General features: G+C 61.5%; 16 protein-coding genes. 10 read left to right on the forward strand and 6 right to left on the reverse strand.

The features are described from left to right. Positions 1-8: 8 nt before the first annotated feature. Entirely contained in the window at positions 9-221 is a 213-nt protein-coding gene (locus D0Z70_RS02705) for a hypothetical protein (protein WP_182913814.1), read from the reverse strand. A 138-nt stretch (positions 222-359) separates the two neighbouring features. On the opposite strand from D0Z70_RS02705, the gene D0Z70_RS02710 reads away from it, so the two are divergent. Continuing rightward, positions 360-1,472, forward strand: coding sequence for a sensor histidine kinase (locus tag D0Z70_RS02710; protein ID WP_119743863.1), 1,113 nt, complete (start codon positions 360-362; stop codon positions 1,470-1,472). A 5-nt stretch (positions 1,473-1,477) separates the two neighbouring features. Next, complete coding sequence (locus tag D0Z70_RS02715; protein WP_119744083.1) at positions 1,478-2,221, forward strand: LytR/AlgR family response regulator transcription factor; 744 nt, start codon at positions 1,478-1,480, stop codon at positions 2,219-2,221. A gap of 133 nt (positions 2,222-2,354) precedes the next feature. Here the strand turns inward: D0Z70_RS02715 and D0Z70_RS02720 are convergent, their stop codons facing one another. Next, positions 2,355-2,687, reverse strand: a complete 333-nt coding sequence (locus D0Z70_RS02720; protein WP_119743864.1) for a UrcA family protein — start codon at positions 2,685-2,687, stop codon at positions 2,355-2,357. A gap of 904 nt (positions 2,688-3,591) precedes the next feature. Between D0Z70_RS02720 and D0Z70_RS02730 the strand changes: the two genes are divergently transcribed. The 5 genes from D0Z70_RS02730 to D0Z70_RS02750 all read left to right on the forward strand — a co-directional run bounded on the left by D0Z70_RS02730 (position 3,592) and on the right by D0Z70_RS02750 (position 9,139). Then, positions 3,592-5,220: an alpha-D-glucose phosphate-specific phosphoglucomutase gene (locus D0Z70_RS02730; RefSeq protein WP_119743866.1), complete on the forward strand. Its 1,629-nt coding sequence runs from the start codon at positions 3,592-3,594 to the stop codon at positions 5,218-5,220. Positions 5,221-5,291: 71 nt separating this feature from the next. After that, positions 5,292-6,392: a redox-regulated ATPase YchF gene (gene ychF / locus D0Z70_RS02735; protein ID WP_119743867.1), complete on the forward strand. Its 1,101-nt coding sequence runs from the start codon at positions 5,292-5,294 to the stop codon at positions 6,390-6,392. Positions 6,393-6,490: 98 nt separating this feature from the next. Next, the gene (locus D0Z70_RS02740) at positions 6,491-6,985 is read left to right on the forward strand and encodes a DNA-deoxyinosine glycosylase (RefSeq protein ID WP_119743868.1); all 495 of its coding nucleotides are present in this window, start codon (positions 6,491-6,493) and stop codon (positions 6,983-6,985) included. A gap of 85 nt (positions 6,986-7,070) precedes the next feature. After that, positions 7,071-8,621 (forward strand): alkaline phosphatase D family protein, encoded by a 1,551-nt coding sequence (locus D0Z70_RS02745; protein ID WP_119743869.1) that lies wholly within the window; start codon positions 7,071-7,073, stop codon positions 8,619-8,621. 50 nt (positions 8,622-8,671) lie between these two features. After that, a complete protein-coding gene (locus tag D0Z70_RS02750; RefSeq protein ID WP_119743870.1) occupies positions 8,672-9,139 on the forward strand; it encodes a MaoC family dehydratase in 468 nt (155 codons plus the stop codon). 83 nt (positions 9,140-9,222) lie between these two features. Here the strand turns inward: D0Z70_RS02750 and D0Z70_RS02755 are convergent, their stop codons facing one another. Then, positions 9,223-10,155, reverse strand: a complete 933-nt coding sequence (locus tag D0Z70_RS02755; RefSeq protein ID WP_119743871.1) for an IS110 family RNA-guided transposase — start codon at positions 10,153-10,155, stop codon at positions 9,223-9,225. Positions 10,156-10,881: 726 nt separating this feature from the next. Here D0Z70_RS02755 and uvrA point away from each other — a divergent pair. Beyond that, positions 10,882-13,800 (forward strand): excinuclease ABC subunit UvrA, encoded by a 2,919-nt coding sequence (uvrA, locus tag D0Z70_RS02765; protein WP_119743872.1) that lies wholly within the window; start codon positions 10,882-10,884, stop codon positions 13,798-13,800. 2 nt (positions 13,801-13,802) lie between these two features. On the opposite strand, the gene D0Z70_RS02770 is transcribed toward uvrA, so the two are convergent. The 3 genes from D0Z70_RS02770 to D0Z70_RS02780 form a co-directional block, all read right to left on the reverse strand. Next, complete coding sequence (locus D0Z70_RS02770; protein ID WP_182913815.1) at positions 13,803-15,152, reverse strand: J domain-containing protein; 1,350 nt, start codon at positions 15,150-15,152, stop codon at positions 13,803-13,805. Between the two features lie 136 nt (positions 15,153-15,288). Continuing rightward, positions 15,289-15,780 carry a type II toxin-antitoxin system PemK/MazF family toxin gene (locus tag D0Z70_RS02775; RefSeq protein ID WP_182913816.1) on the reverse strand — a complete coding sequence of 164 codons (492 nt, stop codon included), beginning with the start codon at positions 15,778-15,780 and terminating at the stop codon, positions 15,289-15,291. Further along, positions 15,689-15,970, reverse strand: a complete 282-nt coding sequence (locus D0Z70_RS02780; RefSeq protein WP_119743874.1) for a type II toxin-antitoxin system Phd/YefM family antitoxin — start codon at positions 15,968-15,970, stop codon at positions 15,689-15,691. The genes D0Z70_RS02775 and D0Z70_RS02780 overlap by 92 nt, the downstream gene beginning before the upstream one ends. A gap of 333 nt (positions 15,971-16,303) precedes the next feature. Here D0Z70_RS02780 and D0Z70_RS02785 point away from each other — a divergent pair, with 333 nt between their 5' ends. Then, positions 16,304-16,498 (forward strand): hypothetical protein, encoded by a 195-nt coding sequence (locus D0Z70_RS02785; protein ID WP_239018787.1) that lies wholly within the window; start codon positions 16,304-16,306, stop codon positions 16,496-16,498. Positions 16,499-16,589: 91 nt separating this feature from the next. Further along, positions 16,590-16,937, forward strand: a complete 348-nt coding sequence (locus D0Z70_RS02790; protein ID WP_119743875.1) for a hypothetical protein — start codon at positions 16,590-16,592, stop codon at positions 16,935-16,937. Positions 16,938-16,976 lie beyond the last annotated feature (39 nt).

The raw sequence follows: 16,976 nt of genomic DNA on the forward strand, positions 1-16,976 counted from the left end.
AATAACCATCAATCCTGATCTTGCTTGAAGCCCGATGATGGCACCGGATCGCCCTTGTCATCGGGATGGCTGTTGGCGGGCGGATCGGACGCATCCATCGAGTCCTTCAACCCTTCGTCCAGCTTCTCTTCCTCGCTCAACACATGGTCCTGCGCGTCGGATTCGCGCTCGTCGCCCGCTTCCTCGCGGCTGTTGGGGCGCACGCCATCTTGCTCGTTCATCGCTCTCTCCTCATTTCCATGATCAACGGGCAGCGACGGGCGGCGGTTCCCGGCCTCGTTCGACCAACTGTCGGGCCAGTTCGACCAGCTACGCGCGGCTGGGGCGACATTTCGTTTGGCAGCGCGTAAAAGGACAGGATGACAAGCCTTCCCGACGACGGCGAACGCGGCGTATCGCCAGCGATCGCGCTTTATTCCATCCTGGGTTTCTGGCTCTTTTACGCCATACTCGTGACCCTGCGCGCCGCCGTGATGGGCTTTGAATCGCAGGGCGAACTGGGCGTCCGCCGCGCCGTAGTCACCGTGATCGGCATCGTCGTCACCTGGATACTCTATCTGGTGCTCCGCCGCTTCGATGCCAAACCCTTGAGCGTCCGCATCGTCGCCGCCTTCTCGCTCGCCGCGCCCTTCGCGCTCGCCATGGCGTCGGCCAATTTCTACATGTTCAACGTCTATGACCCGGTGAACATCTTTGCCGATGCCGACCACAGCAAATATGGCAGCGAAGAAGCCTATGCCTTCGTCCAGATCGTAGAGGATGCGATCAGCCGCTATTTCTTCCTCGCCGCCTGGGCCGGTCTCTACCTCGCCCTCTCCTACGCCAGCGAAGCGCACCGCACCGAACGCCGCGCCGCCCGGCTGGAGCGCGCCGCCCAGCAGGCCGAACTGCGTTCGCTCCGCTATCAGGTGAACCCGCATTTCCTGTTCAACACGCTCAACTCCCTCTCCTCCCTGGTCATGAAGGATCGGCGGGACGAGGCCGAGCAGATGATCATGTCGCTCTCCAACTTCTACCGCACCAGCCTGACCGGCGATCCGCTGGACGACGTGCCGCTGGAGGAGGAGGTCCATCTCCAGAAACTCTATCTCGATATTGAGGGGGTCCGCTTCCCCGACCGGCTCAATACGGTGATCGACATCCCCCCCGCCCTGATGAGCGCCTGCGTCCCCGGCCTCATCCTCCAGCCGCTCGTTGAAAACGCGATCAAATATGGCGTCTCGCGCACCTCCAGCCCGGTGGAAATCCGCATCACCGCGCGGGAGGATGGCGATCTGATGCACATCGCCGTCACCGACGATGGCGACAACCCGCCCGGCCTGTCGGACAGCGGCAGCGGCATTGGCCTTGCGAATGTGCGGGATCGGCTGACGGCACGCTTTGGCGATCAGGGCCAGATCGCCTATGGTCCGCGTGAGGAGAAGGGCTTTTCAGTCCTCCTCACCCTACCTATCATCCGCCGGGGTTGCTGACGCCCATGTCCATCCGTACCATGATCGTTGATGATGAACCGCTCGCGGTCGAGCGGCTCCAGATGCTGTGCGCGCGCGAACCGCGCATCGCGCTCGTTGGCACCGCCACCGATGGCGAAGCCGCGCTGCGCCTGATCGAGGGGTTGAAGCCCGATCTCGTCATGCTCGACATCGCCATGCCCCTGCTCGACGGCATCGGCGTCGCCCGCGCCGTTGGGCGCATGGGCATCCGCCCGGCGGTCATCTTCGTCACCGCCTTTGAGGGTTTCGCGGTCGAAGCCTTCGACCTTGCCGCCATCGACTATATGCTCAAGCCCGTCGCGCATGATCGCCTGACCCGCGCGATCGACCGGGTTGAGGCGGCGCTGCGCAACCGCGCGCCCGTCCCCCCCCCCGCCCCTACCGAGCCACAACCCGCTTGGGCCGAGGAATTCTGGGTCCCCCATCGCTCCGAACTGATCCGCATCGCCACCGACCAGATCGACCGGATAGAGGCGGAGCGCGACTATATGCGCCTCCATGTCGGCAGCCACAGCTATCTGCTGCACCAGACCATCAGCAGCCTGGAGGAGCGGCTCGACCCGCAGCAATTCGTCCGCCTCCACCGCTCCCACATCGTCCGCCGCGACCATATCGCCCGCCTGCGCCACGACGGCAGCGGCGTCTGGTTCGCCGCCCTCACCGACGGCAATGAAATCCGCATCGGCCGCACCTTCCTGGCCAACGCCAGAGCCATGACCGGACGCTAAAAAAATCCTCCCCAAGCTTGTCTTGGGGAGGTGGCAGCGCGAAGCGCTGACGGAGGGGGCATGGCACAAGCCCCACGCAAAAAAAGCCCGGCATCCACCGGGCTTCTTCACGTCTTGGCGGGCATATCCGCGATCAGTTCTGCACGCCCTTCGCGCCTGCATCGGCATAGCGTTCGCTGGTTTCGGCGCGGGCAATGGCGGCGTTGATCGGCGCTTCGACCTGCGCGATCGCCCGCGCCTTGCACATCTGCGCGGTGGAGCGATCCATCGAACTGCACACCTTGCTGGCGGCGCGGGAGATCCGCTGGCGCAGTTGCTGCTGGTCAGACGCCTTGGACAGGTTCAGGTCGCCATGGCGCACTTCGCTTGTACGGCCATTGGAAACAAACTCCCCGGCGCTGGCCGAACCGGCGGTGGCGATCAGCGCAAGCGAACCCAGCGCGGCAAAAAGGGTCGAACGGAACATCGGCTTATCTCCTCTAAACTGTTGCGGCCCGGCCGCTGCCGGTTAGGGGCTGGCGGCGGTCCGGGTGCGAACGGGGTGGGCCTGGGGGTCTTTGGGGCGGCGCCATCGCCCGTTCGCCCATCCTGTTTAGGCGCATGGCGGTCAGTGCGCCCGCCCGGTTCGACCGGCAGCGCCCCGCATCGGCCAACGACACCCCCATCGACAAAGCGCCGCGCGGCGCAGACAAACAGCGCGACGAACGACATGGATGCTCCGCCAAACGACATGTGCCGTAACGGAAAGCGGGAATCGCAATGACAACAAATCTCCCCTTGCAGGGGAGGTGTCGGGCGGCAGGCCTGATGGAGCGACTATCTGGCTTGTCAAATGGTCTGAGCGATATTTGTTCGTGTTTCGCGGGCTTTGGCGTTGAGGCGGACGAGGAGTTTGTGGGCGAGTGCGATACGGACGACCATTTTTGGTTTGCCNTTGGCAAAACGGCAATAATGTTGGGCAACCCAGCTATCGAGCCAGGCCTTGGAAACATCGACTCCACAAATGTTGTGCATCACGGTAACCTGCCTTGTCTGTACGATTGCAAATCAACCGACTGTTCGGTCGTGCGTGACAACGGCGATGATCCCAAGCTCCGTCTCGGCGGACACCTGAGGGGTAACGGGCGACATCACCGTAGCGCCGGGGTGGGTGGCCACCCACCCCGGTGCTCAGTTGCTTCCAGCAGAAACAAGCTGCGTCCGTCCAGATACAAGGGGTGCCACCCTATCGAGACTGAGATACCCCTTCGTCATCGCTACGCGCTGCCACCTCCCCCACAGGGGAGGATTCAAGAATCCTTCGCATTGCACCCAAGGACCTTCCAAGGCCATAAGGGCGCGGGGCATTGCGTTATGCAGGGGATTACCGGGTGATTCAGACAGTTTCGACCACGCCGTTTACCGACCAGAAGCCGGGCACGTCGGGCCTGCGCAAGAAGGTGAAGGTCTTTGCCCAGCCCCATTATGCCGAAAATTTCGTCCAGTCCGTGTTCGACAGCCTTGATGGCTTTGCCGGGCAGACGCTGGTGGTGGGTGGCGACGGGCGTTATCTCAATCGCGAGGCTATCCAGATCGTCCTGAAAATGGCAGCGGCCAATGGCTTTGGCCGGGTGCTGGTGGGCCAGGGCGGGATTTTGTCCACGCCTGCCGCATCGCACCTGATCCGGTCGTCGGGGGCATTTGGCGGGCTGGTGCTGTCGGCCAGCCATAATCCGGGCGGGCCGGACGAGGATTTCGGGATCAAATATAATGTCGGCAATGGCGGCCCCGCACCGGAGAAGGTGACCGACGCGATCCACGCGCGGACGCTGACCATCGACCAGTATCGCATATTGCAGGCCGTCGACATCGACCTGGACAGTATCGGCACCAGCCGGATGGGCGATATGCTGGTCGAGGTGGTCGATCCGGTCACCCTCTATGCCGATTTGATGGAGCAGCTGTTCGATTTCGGCGCGATCGGGGCGATGATCGCAGGTGGCTTTACCCTCGCCTTCGATTCGATGAGCGCGGTGACCGGTCCCTATGCGGTCGAGATATTCGAGCGACGGCTGGGCGCGCCGTCCGGCACGGTGATGAACGGCACCCCCCTGCCCGATTTCGGCCATCACCATCCCGATCCCAATCTGGTCCACGCCAAGGAGCTTTACGACAAGATGATGGCCACCGATGCACCCGATTTCGGTGCGGCGTCGGATGGCGATGGCGACCGCAACCTGATCATCGGGCGGCATTGCTATGTCACGCCGTCGGATTCGCTGGCGGTGCTGGCCGCGAACGCGCATCTCGCGCCGGGCTATAAGGCGGGCCTGAAAGGTATTGCGCGGTCGATGCCGACCAGCGGTGCGGCCGACCGGGTGGCGGAGAGGCTGGGCGTTCCGCTTTATGAGACGCCGACCGGCTGGAAATTCTTCGGCAATCTGCTCGACGCAGGCATGGCGACGATCTGCGGCGAGGAAAGCGCTGGCACCGGGTCCGACCATGTGCGTGAGAAGGATGGCATATGGGCGGTGCTGCTATGGCTGAACATCGTCGCGGTGCGCCAGCAGAGCGTCGCGGCGATCATGGCCGATCATTGGGCGACCTATGGCCGCAACTATTATGCCCGGCATGATTATGAAGCGATCGCCACCGACCGGGCCGATGCGCTGATGGCGGCGTTGCGCGGCAAGCTCGACAGTTTGCCCGGAACTGGCAACAGCGGCGGGACGATCTGCGCCGCCGACGATTTTGCCTATACCGACCCGACCGACGGATCGGTCAGCAGCCATCAGGGCGTGCGCATCCTGTTCGAGGACGGATCGCGCGTCGTGTTCCGCCTGTCCGGCACCGGCACGCAAGGGGCCACGCTGCGCGTCTATATCGAGCGCTACATGGCCCCTGACGGCGATCTTAAGCTTGCGACAGGCGATGCGCTGGCACCGCTGGTCGCCGCCGCGCAGGAACTGGCGGACATAAGCGGCTATACCGGCATGGATGCGCCCAGCGTCATTACCTGATGGAGATGCTGGCCAATAGGGACTGAAACCGCTATCGGGCGCGCCATCGAATATGAAGTGAAGGCAGTCAAATGGGTTTTCGTTGCGGTATCGTCGGGCTTCCCAATGTGGGCAAGTCCACCCTGTTCAATGCGCTGACCGAGACGCAGGCGGCGCAGGCGGCGAACTATCCCTTCTGCACGATCGAGCCGAATGAGGGGCGCGTGGCCGTGCCGGACGCCCGGCTGGAAACGATCGCGAAGATTGGCGGGTCGCAGAAGATCATCGAGACGCAGCTGGCGTTCGTGGACATTGCGGGCCTTGTGCGGGGCGCGTCCAAGGGCGAAGGGCTGGGCAACCAGTTCCTGGCCAATATCCGCGAGACCGATGCCATCGTCCATGTGCTGCGCTGTTTCGAGGATGACGACATCACCCATGTCGAGGGCAAGGTCGATCCGATCGCCGACGCAGAGACGGTCGAGACCGAGCTGATGCTGGCCGATCTGGAGAGCCTGGAAAAGCGGGTGCCGAACCTGCTGAAAAAAGGTGCGCAGGGTGACAAGGAAGCCAAGGCTGCTGCCGCTGTGCTGGGACAGGCGCTGGAATTGCTGCGCGATGGCAAGCCTGCGCGCCTGACCAAACCGCGTGACGAGGAAGAGGAAAGGCTGTTCGCGCAGGCGCAGCTGCTGACGGCCAAGCCGGTTCTCTACGTCTGTAATGTCGAGGAAGCTGCGGCGTCCGAAGGCAATGCCTTTTCCAGGCGGGTGTTCGAGAAGGCTGCGGCGGAAAATGCCAGCGCGGTGATCGTGTCGGCGGCGATCGAGGCGGAACTGGTGACCATGCCGGTCGAGGAACGCGGCGAATATCTGGAGGCTTTGGGGCTGACCGAAGCGGGCCTCGCGCGGATCATCCGGGCGGGCTATGAATTGCTGGGCCTCATCACCTTCTTCACCGTCGGGCCGAAGGAAGCGCGGGCCTGGACCGTGCATAAGGGATCGAAGGCCCCGCAGGCTGCGGGCGCGATCCATACCGATTTCGAAAAGGGCTTTATCCGCGCCGAAACCATGGCCTATGCCGATTATGTCCAGTATAATGGCGAGGCCGGGGCCAAGGAAGCGGGCAAGTGGCGGTCGGAAGGCAAGGACTATGTCACGCAGGATGGCGACATCATGCTGTTCCGGTTTAACGTGTAATAGCGCATCGTCGCCCCAGCGCAGGCTGAGGCCTCGTGCGGCAGCGCGCTGAGCCTGAGACCCCAGCCTGCGCTGGGGTGACGGATTGAGAGAACGCGATGCCGCCCAAATTCGCCTTTCCGCCTAGCGTCGATGCCAGCACCCGCCTGTTGATCCTGGGCAGCCTGCCGGGCGATGTATCGATCGCACGGCAGGAATATTATGCCCATCGGGGCAATGCGTTCTGGGCGCTGATCGGCGATGTGCTGGGCGAGGCATTGGCGGGGCAGCCCTATCCGCTGCGGCTCGCGCGGTTGCAGGCGCGCGGTGTGGGGCTGTGGGATGTGATGGCCAGTGCTACCCGGCCCGGCAGTCTGGACAGCGCGATCAGCGATGCGGATGTTCGCGATCTGGGTGGCTTCATCGCGGCCCTGCCCGCTTTGCAGGCGGTGGCGTTCAACGGCAAGATGGCGGCGTTGCACGGGCGGCGGCAATTGGGCGACCGGGATGATCTGGCGCTGATCGACCTGCCCTCCTCCAGCGGCGCTCATGCGACAGTGTCACGCGGGCAAAAGGTGCAGGCGTGGCGGGTGCTCTGCGACTGGATCGTCTGAGGGGCTGCATATCCCTGTCATATTGCGCGGCTAGATCAGCAGGCTAAGAGACAGTATTAAAACAGCTTCACAGAAGGTCGCCGCCATGTTTTCCCGTCGCCAGTTGCTGACCGTCGCCACCACAGCGCCGCTGATCGGCGCGCCGGCTTTGTTGAAGGCGCAAAGCTGGTTTGCGGGCTATCCCTTCGCTTTGGGGGTGACGTCGGGTGATCCGGCGGCGGACGGCTTTGTTATCTGGACCAAGCTCGCCCCCAAGCCGTTCGAGCCGCATGGCGGGATGCCGATGGTGCCGCTGCCGGTAAAGTGGGAAGTGGCGAGCGACGACAGGTTCAAGACCATCATGGCATCGGGCGAGGCAATAGCGCGGCCGGAACTGGGCCATAGCGTCCATGTCGAGGTGGCAGGATTGCAGCCTGATCGGCCCTATTGGTATCGCTTTTCGCTGGGCAGCGACCAGTCGTCGCGCGGGCGCGCGCGGACCTTGCCGCTGGCGTCGGCCAGCCCCGCTGCGCTCAAATTCGGGGTCGCGGGCTGCCAGAATTACGAGGATGGGCTGTTCACCGCCTTCCGCCATCTGGCGCGCGAGGATGACCTGAATTTCGTCTATCATTATGGCGACTTCATCTACGAATATAAGCAGCGCGGGCCGGATTATGACAAGGATGGTCTGCCGGAGGATCAGATCCGCCATCATATCGGCCAGGACTGTTTCGACGTGGCCGACTATCGGCTGCGCTATGCCCAATATCTGAGCGACTATGATTTGCAGGCGGCGCGGGCGAAACACACATGGTTTTCGACCTTCGATGACCATGAGGTCGAGAATAACTGGACCGGCGACCACAACTGGAAGGATGTGCCGCCGGAGATATTCCGCTTGCGCCGTCAGGCGGGATTGCAGGTCTGGTATGAATATATGCCGGTGCGGGCCGCGATGCTGCCGCACGATGGCATCATCACCAACATGTATCGCGAGGCGCGCTTTGGCGACCTGCTGTCGATCGATTTTCTCGACACACGATCCTTCCGCAGCGCCCAGCCGTGCGATGACGGGTTCAAGCCCTGGTGCCCCGGCATTGACGACAGCAAGGCGCAGGTGATTTCCGCCGAGGAGGAAAGCTGGCTGGTCCGCAACATGACGCGGGGCCAAACGAAGTGGAATTGCCTGGCGCAGCAGGTGATGATGATGTCGCTCGACCGGCGGCGTTATGCGGACGAGAAGGCTAAAATCTATAATATCGACAGCTGGGCGGGCTATAGCGCGCCGCGCAACCGCTTGCTGGGCAAGATGCGCGGGCTGGACAATGTCGTGGTGCTGACCGGCGACGAGCATCAGAATTTCGCCGGCTTGCTGGACAATGGTGACAAGACGGTGGCGGTGGAATTTGTGTCCACCTCGATCTCGTCCGGTGGCAACGGGTCGGACCGGCGGACCGGAAGTGATGTGATGCTCAAGAACAACCCGGAGCTGAAATTCATCAACGACCAGCGCGGCTATCTGGTGTGCGAAGTGACGCCCGACGCCTGGACGACCAGGGCGCGGGTGGTGGATCAGGTATCGACGCCGGGCGGCGCGATCAGCACGCGGGCGAGCATGACCGTGCCGCGTGGCCAGCCCTCGCTCCAGATCAGCTGACATTGACGTAAACGTAAGCTGACATTAGATCCGTTGCGAAAGGAAATGCCATGACGGACGCAACGGTCTATTTCGAGGATATTGAAGTGGGCGACAGCTTCACCTTCGGCCCGCTGACGGTGAGCCGGGAGGAGACGATCGCCTTTGCCGCCGAGTTCGACGCGCAGCCCTTTCATTTGTCGGACGAGGCGGCGGCGACCACCCATTTCGGCACGCTGTCGGCCAGCGGATGGCATACCACCGCTTTGTTCATGAAGATGTTTGTGGCCGAAATTCAGCGCGATCCGGGGCGGCAGGCGGCCAGTCTGGGCGCGATGGGCGTGGACGAGTTGCGCTGGCTGCGCCCGGTGCGGCCCGGCGACACGCTGCGCGGCACCAGCGAGGTGATCGACAAGAAAGCGTCGCAAAGCCGCCCGGAAATGGGGATTGTGCGCAGCAAGGTGACAATCCTTAATCAGGACGACAAGCCGGTGTTGACGATGATGCCGATCGCGATGTGGCGCACGCGACCGGTTTGAGTTTGGGGAGCGCTCTCTCCGTCATCCTCCCCTTGCAGGGGAGGTGTCGGGCGGCAGGCCTGACGGAGCGACTATCTGGCTTGTCAAATGGTCTGAGCGATATTTGTTCGTGTTTCGCGGGCTTTGGCGTTGAGGCGGACGAGGAGTTTGTGGGCGAGTGCGATACGGACGACCATTTTTGGTTTGCCCTGATCGAGAAGCCTCTGTCTGAAATCGGCGAGGCTGGTGTCGTATTTTCGAGCGACGTCGGCGACGAGGAAGAGGATGGATCGCACCGATGCCCTGCCCCCACGGACGGACCGTGGGCCATGGCGTTTTCCGCTATCATTGGCCAGCGGCGCGAGGCCTGCGAGCTTGGCGATCGCTTTGTTGGAGATGGTGCCCAGTTCGGGCAGATCGGCAAGCAGGATAGCGACGGTGCGATCGGCAAGGCCTTTGACCGAACGGATCGTTTTATCGAGTTCGGCCCATATAGGATCGCTGGCAACCAGTGTGGCGATGCGGGCGGCGAGCGCCTTGGCCTGACGCGTGAAGAAGGCGACCGCTTCCTTGAGGCTTGCCAGAGCGTCAGGGTCGCTGGTGCTGTGGAGCCGCTGCTTCTGGATCGAGAGATCGGCGGAAACCTGCCGCAATCTTGCGGCCAGCGCGGTCAGCCGCTGCTGATCCTGCGAGGGCGGAGGCGTTGCGACGAGCTTTTTGGCATCGGCATAACGCGCGATCATCTGCGCATCGATCCGGTCGGTCTTTTCAAAATGACCCATGGCATCGGCAAAGCTGCGCACTGCCCTGGGGTTGGCGATGGCGCAGGGCTGGCCCTGGCTCCACAGGAACAGAAAGGCCGTTTGTTCGATCCCACCCGACGCCTCCATCACAACCAGTCCGACGCTGTGCGCGCGGCAAAATGCCAGCAACTGTCCGACGCCTTCGTCTGTACTGGCAAAACGGCAATAGTGTTGGGCAACCCAGCTATCGAGCCAGGCCTTGGAAACATCGACTCCACAAATGTTGTGCATCACGGTAACCTGCCTTGTCTGTACGATTGCAAATCAACCGACTGTTCGGTCATGCGTGACAACGGCGATGATCCCAAGCTCCGTCTCGGCGGACACCTGAGGGGTAACGGGCGACATCACCGTAGCGCCGGGGTGGGTGGCCACCCACCCCTGTGCTCAGTTGCTTCCAGCAGAAACAAGCTGCGTCCGTCCAGATACAAGGGGTGTCACCCTATCGTCAATAATGCGCCCCACAGCCCAGACGCAAAAACGCCCCCGGCGCAAGGGATGGCCGGGGGCGTATCCAGGATGCTGTCGGGCACCGGGATCGCGATAAACTGTCGCGGGAATGACGGTGCGACATTTGCGCAACCGTATCCTGCATGACGCCCATCATAGCCCCAACACGGCCCCGCGAACCCGCCGTTCGACAATCTGCCCCCGCAACACGCCCGGCAGCATGATCGGGCGACAAACCGTCAACCTGCGTCCACCAACGACATCATGCGTCCAACGGCGGTCAGCCAGCGATAGCCAGCGCACCCTCGACTTGGGCCGATAACGCTACGTCATGGCTAAGAAAATCCGACATAGCATCTGACCGCGCGCCCATGTCTTTGGTGCAGGACAAACCTCTTTCCGCCCCACCCTGCGGATTTTCCCTTCTCAAATCCCTGCCCTCGCCCCATCTGTCGGGGCGACCGGCAGATGGTCTTGCCCGATCAGAACAAATCTGGAACAACACGCCCCATGAGTCTGACCCACATATCCGTCCGCGGCGCGCGCGAGCATAATCTCAAGGGCGTCGATGTCGATCTGCCGCGCGACAGCCTGATCGTCATCACCGGCCTGTCGGGATCGGGCAAAAGCTCGCTCGCCTTCGACACCATCTATGCCGAAGGGCAGCGGCGCTATGTGGAATCGCTCTCCGCCTATGCGCGCCAGTTTCTGGAGATGATGCAGAAGCCCGATGTCGAGCATATCGAGGGCTTAAGCCCCGCGATCAGTATCGAACAGAAAACCACGTCGAAAAACCCGCGCTCGACCGTCGCGACCGTCACCGAAATCTACGACTATATGCGCCTGCTATGGGCGCGCGTCGGCATCCCCTACAGCCCCACGACCGGCCTGCCGATCAGCGCCCAGACCGTCAGCCAGATGGTCGACCGCGTGATGCTCCTGCCCGAAGGCACGCGCTTCTACCTCCTCGCCCCCGTCGTGCGCGGGCGCAAGGGCGAGTATCGCAAGGAACTGGCCGAATGGCAGAAGGCGGGCTACACCCGCGTCCGCATCGACGGCGAAATGATGCTGATCGAGGACGCCCCCGCGCTCGACAAGAAATATAAGCATGACATCGAAGTCGTGGTCGACCGTCTGGCCGTGGAACCCGACATGGGCACCCGCCTGGCCGACAGTTTCGAGCAGGCGCTGAAACTCGCGGATGGGCTGGCGTTCGTCGATCTGGCCGATGGCGTCGTGCCGGGCCGCGAGGATGAAGCCCCCGCCGCCGACAAGAAGATGAAGGGGTCCGGCATCCCCGCCAACCGCATCGTGTTCAGCGAAAAATTCGCCTGCCCCGTCAGCGGCTTCACCATCGCGGAGATCGAGCCGCGCCTCTTCTCCTTCAACGCCCCGATGGGCGCCTGCCCCGCCTGCGATGGCCTCGGCGAACGGCAGGAGTTCGACCCCGAACTGGTCGTCCCCAACGAAGCCCTCTCCCTCAAAAAGGGCGCGGTCGTCCCCTGGGCCAAATCCAACCCGCCCTCGCCTTATTATATGCAGGTGCTCGGCTCCCTCGCCCGCGAATTCGGGTTCAGCCTCGACACCCCCTGGGCCGACCTGCCCGGCGAGGTGAAGCTCATCATCCTCCACGGCACCGGCGGCAAGCCGGTGACGCTCAAATTCATGGACGGCCGCAAAAGCTATGAGGTGAAGAAGGCGTTTGAGGGCGTCATCGGCAATTTGAACCGCCGTCTCCTGCAAACCGAATCCGCCTGGATGCGCGAGGAACTCTCGAAGTACCAACGCGCCCAGCCCTGCGAAACCTGCCACGGCGCGCGCCTGAAACCCGAAGCGCTCGCGGTCAAGATTGCGGGCGAGGACATTTCCCTCTCCACCCGCCGCTCGGTCGTGGACGCGCTCAATTTCTTCACCGCGATGCCGGACAAGCTCAACGACCAGCAGAACCAGATCGCCAAGGCCATCCTCAAGGAAATTGTCGAACGCCTCGGCTTCCTCAACAATGTCGGCCTCGACTATCTCAACCTCGACCGGACCAGCGGCACCCTGTCCGGCGGCGAATCCCAGCGTATCCGCCTCGCCTCCCAGATCGGCAGCGGCCTGTCCGGCGTCCTCTACGTCCTCGACGAACCCTCGATCGGCCTGCACCAGCGCGACAATGACCGGCTGCTCGTGACCCTCAAACGCCTGCGCGACCTCGGCAACAGCGTCATCGTCGTCGAGCATGACGAGGACGCGATCCGCCACGCCGACTATATTGTCGACATGGGACCGGGCGCAGGCATCCATGGCGGGCAGATCGTGGCCCAGGGCACCCTGCCCGAAATCCTGAAAGCCAAAAACAGCCTCACCGCCGATTATCTGAACGGCACCCGCCGCATCGACGTGCCGGCCAAACGCCGCAAGGGCAATGGCAAGAAGATCACCGTCCATAATGCCCGCGCCAACAACCTCACCGGCGTCACGGCCAGCATCCCGCTCGGCACCTTCACCTGCATCACCGGCGTCTCCGGCTCCGGCAAGTCCAGCTTCACCATCGACACGCTCTACGCCGCCTCCGCCCGTGCCTTGAACGGCGCGCGCATCCTCGCCGGCGCGCATGACAAGGTGACGGGCCTGGAACATTGCGACAAGGTGATCGACATCGACCAGTCGCCCATCGGCCGCACCCCCCGCTCCAACCCGGCCACCTATACCGGCGCCTTCACCAACATTCGCGACTGGTTCGCAGGGCTGCCCGAAAGCCAGGCCCGCGGCTACAAGCCCGGCCGCTTCAGCTTCAACGTCAAGGGCGGCCGCTGCGAAGCCTGCACCGGCGACGGCCTGATCAAGATCGAGATGCACTTCCTCCCCGACGTCTATGTGACGTGCGACGTGTGCCACGGCGCGCGCTATAATCGCGAAACGCTGGAGGTGAAGTTCAAGGGCCACTCCATCGCCGACGTGCTGGACATGACGGTCGAGGATGCGGTCGAATTCTTCAAGGCCGTCCCGCCGATCCGCGACAAGATGGCCATGCTCGCCGAAGTGGGCCTGGGCTATGTCAAGGTCGGCCAGCAGGCCACGACCCTGTCGGGCGGCGAAGCCCAGCGCGTCAAACTCGCCAAGGAACTCGCCCGCAGAGCCACCGGCCAGACCCTCTACATCCTGGACGAACCCACCACCGGCCTGCATTTTGAGGATGTCCGCAAACTGCTCGAAGTCCTCCACGCGCTGGTCGACCAGGGCAACAGCGTCGTCGTGATCGAACATAATCTGGACGTCATCAAGACCGCCGACTGGATCATCGACATGGGACCGGAGGGCGGCGTCAAGGGCGGTGAAGTAGTGGCCGAGGGAACGCCGGAAAAGGTCGCGAAGGAGCCACGCTCATTTACCGGGCATTATCTGGCACCGTTGCTGGGGCTGGAGAGTGTGGCGGCGGAGTGATGTCAATTTCCGTCCTCAAATTCTGCAGGACTTATGGAAGTCGGAGCCACGTCTCCGCCGGGTACGGCATATAACGTGTACGAGAGCCTCTTGCGTTTGACCAGCGTGCCTTCAAACGTCTCTTCACTTGTTGTTATTAATGCTTCGAGGTTTGGGAACTCATTTACGGTAGATGTTTCGGTAAATGATTTACAGTTTTCTGCTAGTTGTGTTCCAATGGCATATTGGATTCTGTAAAGTCCATCTGGTATCCCCGAAAGCTGAGATTCACCATTTTGCTCTATGAAGAAGGAGGCGAGTAAACTGCCAGTATCGGCCTTCCGCACCTTCACGATAGCATTTCCGCTTGAACCGTTGCTGATCTGCAAAATATGCCCTTCTTTGCTCAACCGCTTGGCACCAGACAATATTTTGCCACTTGCGACCTCGTGGTCGCACGTGGGGGTGGCTGGCTCAAAGGCATTGTAGTCAATCGCTGGAGCGTCCAAAGAGCTTGATGTCGGTTCGCGATAGGCTACCGACGGCGGGGTCGCTACGCCATAGGATGCCTCAGAAGATGAGCGATCCGAGTACATAATGGCAGCAGTCAAAGCGACCGGCACAACAGATAGAAAAAGCAGTTTAACCAAAAATTGAGCCGGATTGATGGTCCAGTTGTTTTTTAGTGTCCCAGTCGGTTTAAATCCCTGAGAACGATAAAAAGTCGTCAAGTGGGCTGCTCCGGCCCTGATTTCGCTACTTTTTGCAGACAGGAGCCGTTCGGCAAGTGCGTATGACAAGGGTACTTTACCAGCGTCTGCAAAAGCCAAAGCGTTGTGCCAAAGTAAGGCCTCTTCATGCTCGTTATTTTGGACGCCCCCAACGAGGTTTTTCAGCCCCTCCAACACCGTCCAAATCGGTCCCCAAGGGAATCCCCACCAACCTATGAGCCCTGTGATTGCTGTGGACTTCAGTGATTCCTTTGCCGCACAAGCAGAGCAAAAAATACCTTGGACCGGCGTGCGCGTTGTTGCCAACACTACGCTAATGACCCGCCAAAAAATGATATAGCGCGGTTGAGCGGTGACCTGTCTACAGACCCCGCATCGTATTGGATTTAAGCGACTACGCTTTTCGGAATAGTCTGCCTGATCAGTTTGCTCAGATAAATTGTCGTAGTTGGCACGCTTCTCTGCATCGCCCAAAATCTCGTATGCAGCGCTAATCTGTTGGAAACGGGCACCTCCGTCTCGGACCCTTCCAGTGTCAGGGTGATGCTCTTTTGCCAATCGACGGTAAGCAGTTTTAATTTCGGTCGCGGAGGCCGAACTATCGAGTTCAAGTGCCGCATAAAATCCTTTTGCATCCCCCATGTTTTGTTGCCCCACAACGATCCGATATTGCAACCGTCGCGGGAAACCACCCTGACAGCAACAGAAACTTATACCCACTAATAGCCTGCCCAATGCCCCTTGGAATTGCACGGACAGTTTACAACTCTCAACAACCTCACTCCGTCCTCTTCGTAACCCTAACCCGACCCCGCCCGGCATGAACGCCAATCCCCTCCCGCATCCGCAGGAACAGCCAGTCCGGTATCGCGCCATAAAAGGGACTGCCATCCGCCAGCGGTCGCACGTCCGGTCCCGGCCACAGGAAGCTGTTGACCTCGCTCACCGCGATCCAACTGCGTTCGCGGTCCAGCCCCAAATCGCGCTTCACCGTCAGCGGCACCTCCACCGCATCGCCCGCCCCGTCCGGCGCGCTATGCGTGATCGGTGCAACCGTCAACCTTGTGCCGGACCCGGTATCCGTCGCTGCCAGCACGACCACGACCGGCCTGTCCTTCAACCCCTCTTCCTGCCCCTGCGCCGCCTCACGCGCCCAGAGATAGGCATAGCACAGGACATCACCCGGCGTCGGGATCGGCCAGCCGCCGCCCGGCTTCCCTGGAGCGCTCCCCCGGCTCTGCGGTGAGGATGGCGTCGAGCGTTTCGTCATCAAGGTCTCTCGTCAACATCACTTCGCGATCCCGCCGCTTGAGTCGCTCATACTCCTTGAGCGAGATCATCACGATGCGCGTCGTGCCATGCCTCTGGATGCCAACCGGACGCTGCATGGCCTCGTCCGTGTAGAAGCCAAAACGGCTGGCGACTTCCTTCGCTGGAACCGCAAAAAGAGAATCTGTCACTTGCCGAAACCTCTGTCTATAGTCATTTTCCTGCTTATCAGGATTATCCTGAAAAGCAATCTAAGACCGATTTAAGAGGGTTTAAGAAGCAAGGCTGGGTTTTTGCCGTGGTCCCCTACCTGATATTTCACACAACACTTCTTAAGCCCTTTTAAAGCGACGAGAAGGCCGAACGGGACAGTCAGGCTTGGGCTTGATAGCCAGTATTGATCCGCTTGAACTTTGAGATAGTGCCAAAAATGCTATTGCTGGGGCAGGCTCGCGCCCTGTTCGCTCTTTCTAAAGACCTCAACCTCCATTAAATGGAAAAGCGTATCCGCGAAGAAACAGGAAGTGAATTTGGCGTTTCGGACCTACAAGTCTAGCCAACCAGCCGTTTCGCTCGAAGAACTCGGTCGCCAGATCGCGCGCCGTCGCGCCGAACTCGGCATCACTGACGCCGACATCCCCCGCAACAGCGGCACCCGGCGCACCGAAAGCAAGAAAGCCCTGCTCAAGGCTATCAAGGATATTGGCGGCAACTGGTAACCCAACCCGCTGGCAATTGCCTAAAATGCTGCTAACCCCTTGACCCAAGGCCACGACTCCGCTCGCGCGCCAATACGGGGAGGGACCATCCATGAAATTCTTTGCCACCGCCGCCACGCTTGCCGCCGCCTTGCTGTTCGCTGCGCCCGCCGCCCAGGCCGATGATGGCGACGACAATGCCTTTGTCCTCGTCAACAAATCGACCGTAGACGCCATCCAGTTCTTTACCAAGCGCAAGAATGGCACCTGGTCGAACGACTGGCTCAAGCTGCCGGTCAAACCCGCCACGACGCGCGCGCTCAAATTCTTTGAAGGCGACGAACGCTGCGAAGTGCAGACCCGCGTGGTCTTTGCCGATGCCAGCGAATTTAACAGCCCGGTCGACTATTGCGGCGTCACCAACCTGATCGTCACCGACAAGAATATGTTCACGCAATAATCGGGCCGATCCCTCTTTTGGGACAGGACACTATGCCAT

This window comes from Sphingobium terrigena, assembly GCF_003591655.1.
GTDB lineage: Bacteria > Pseudomonadota > Alphaproteobacteria > Sphingomonadales > Sphingomonadaceae > Sphingobium > Sphingobium terrigena.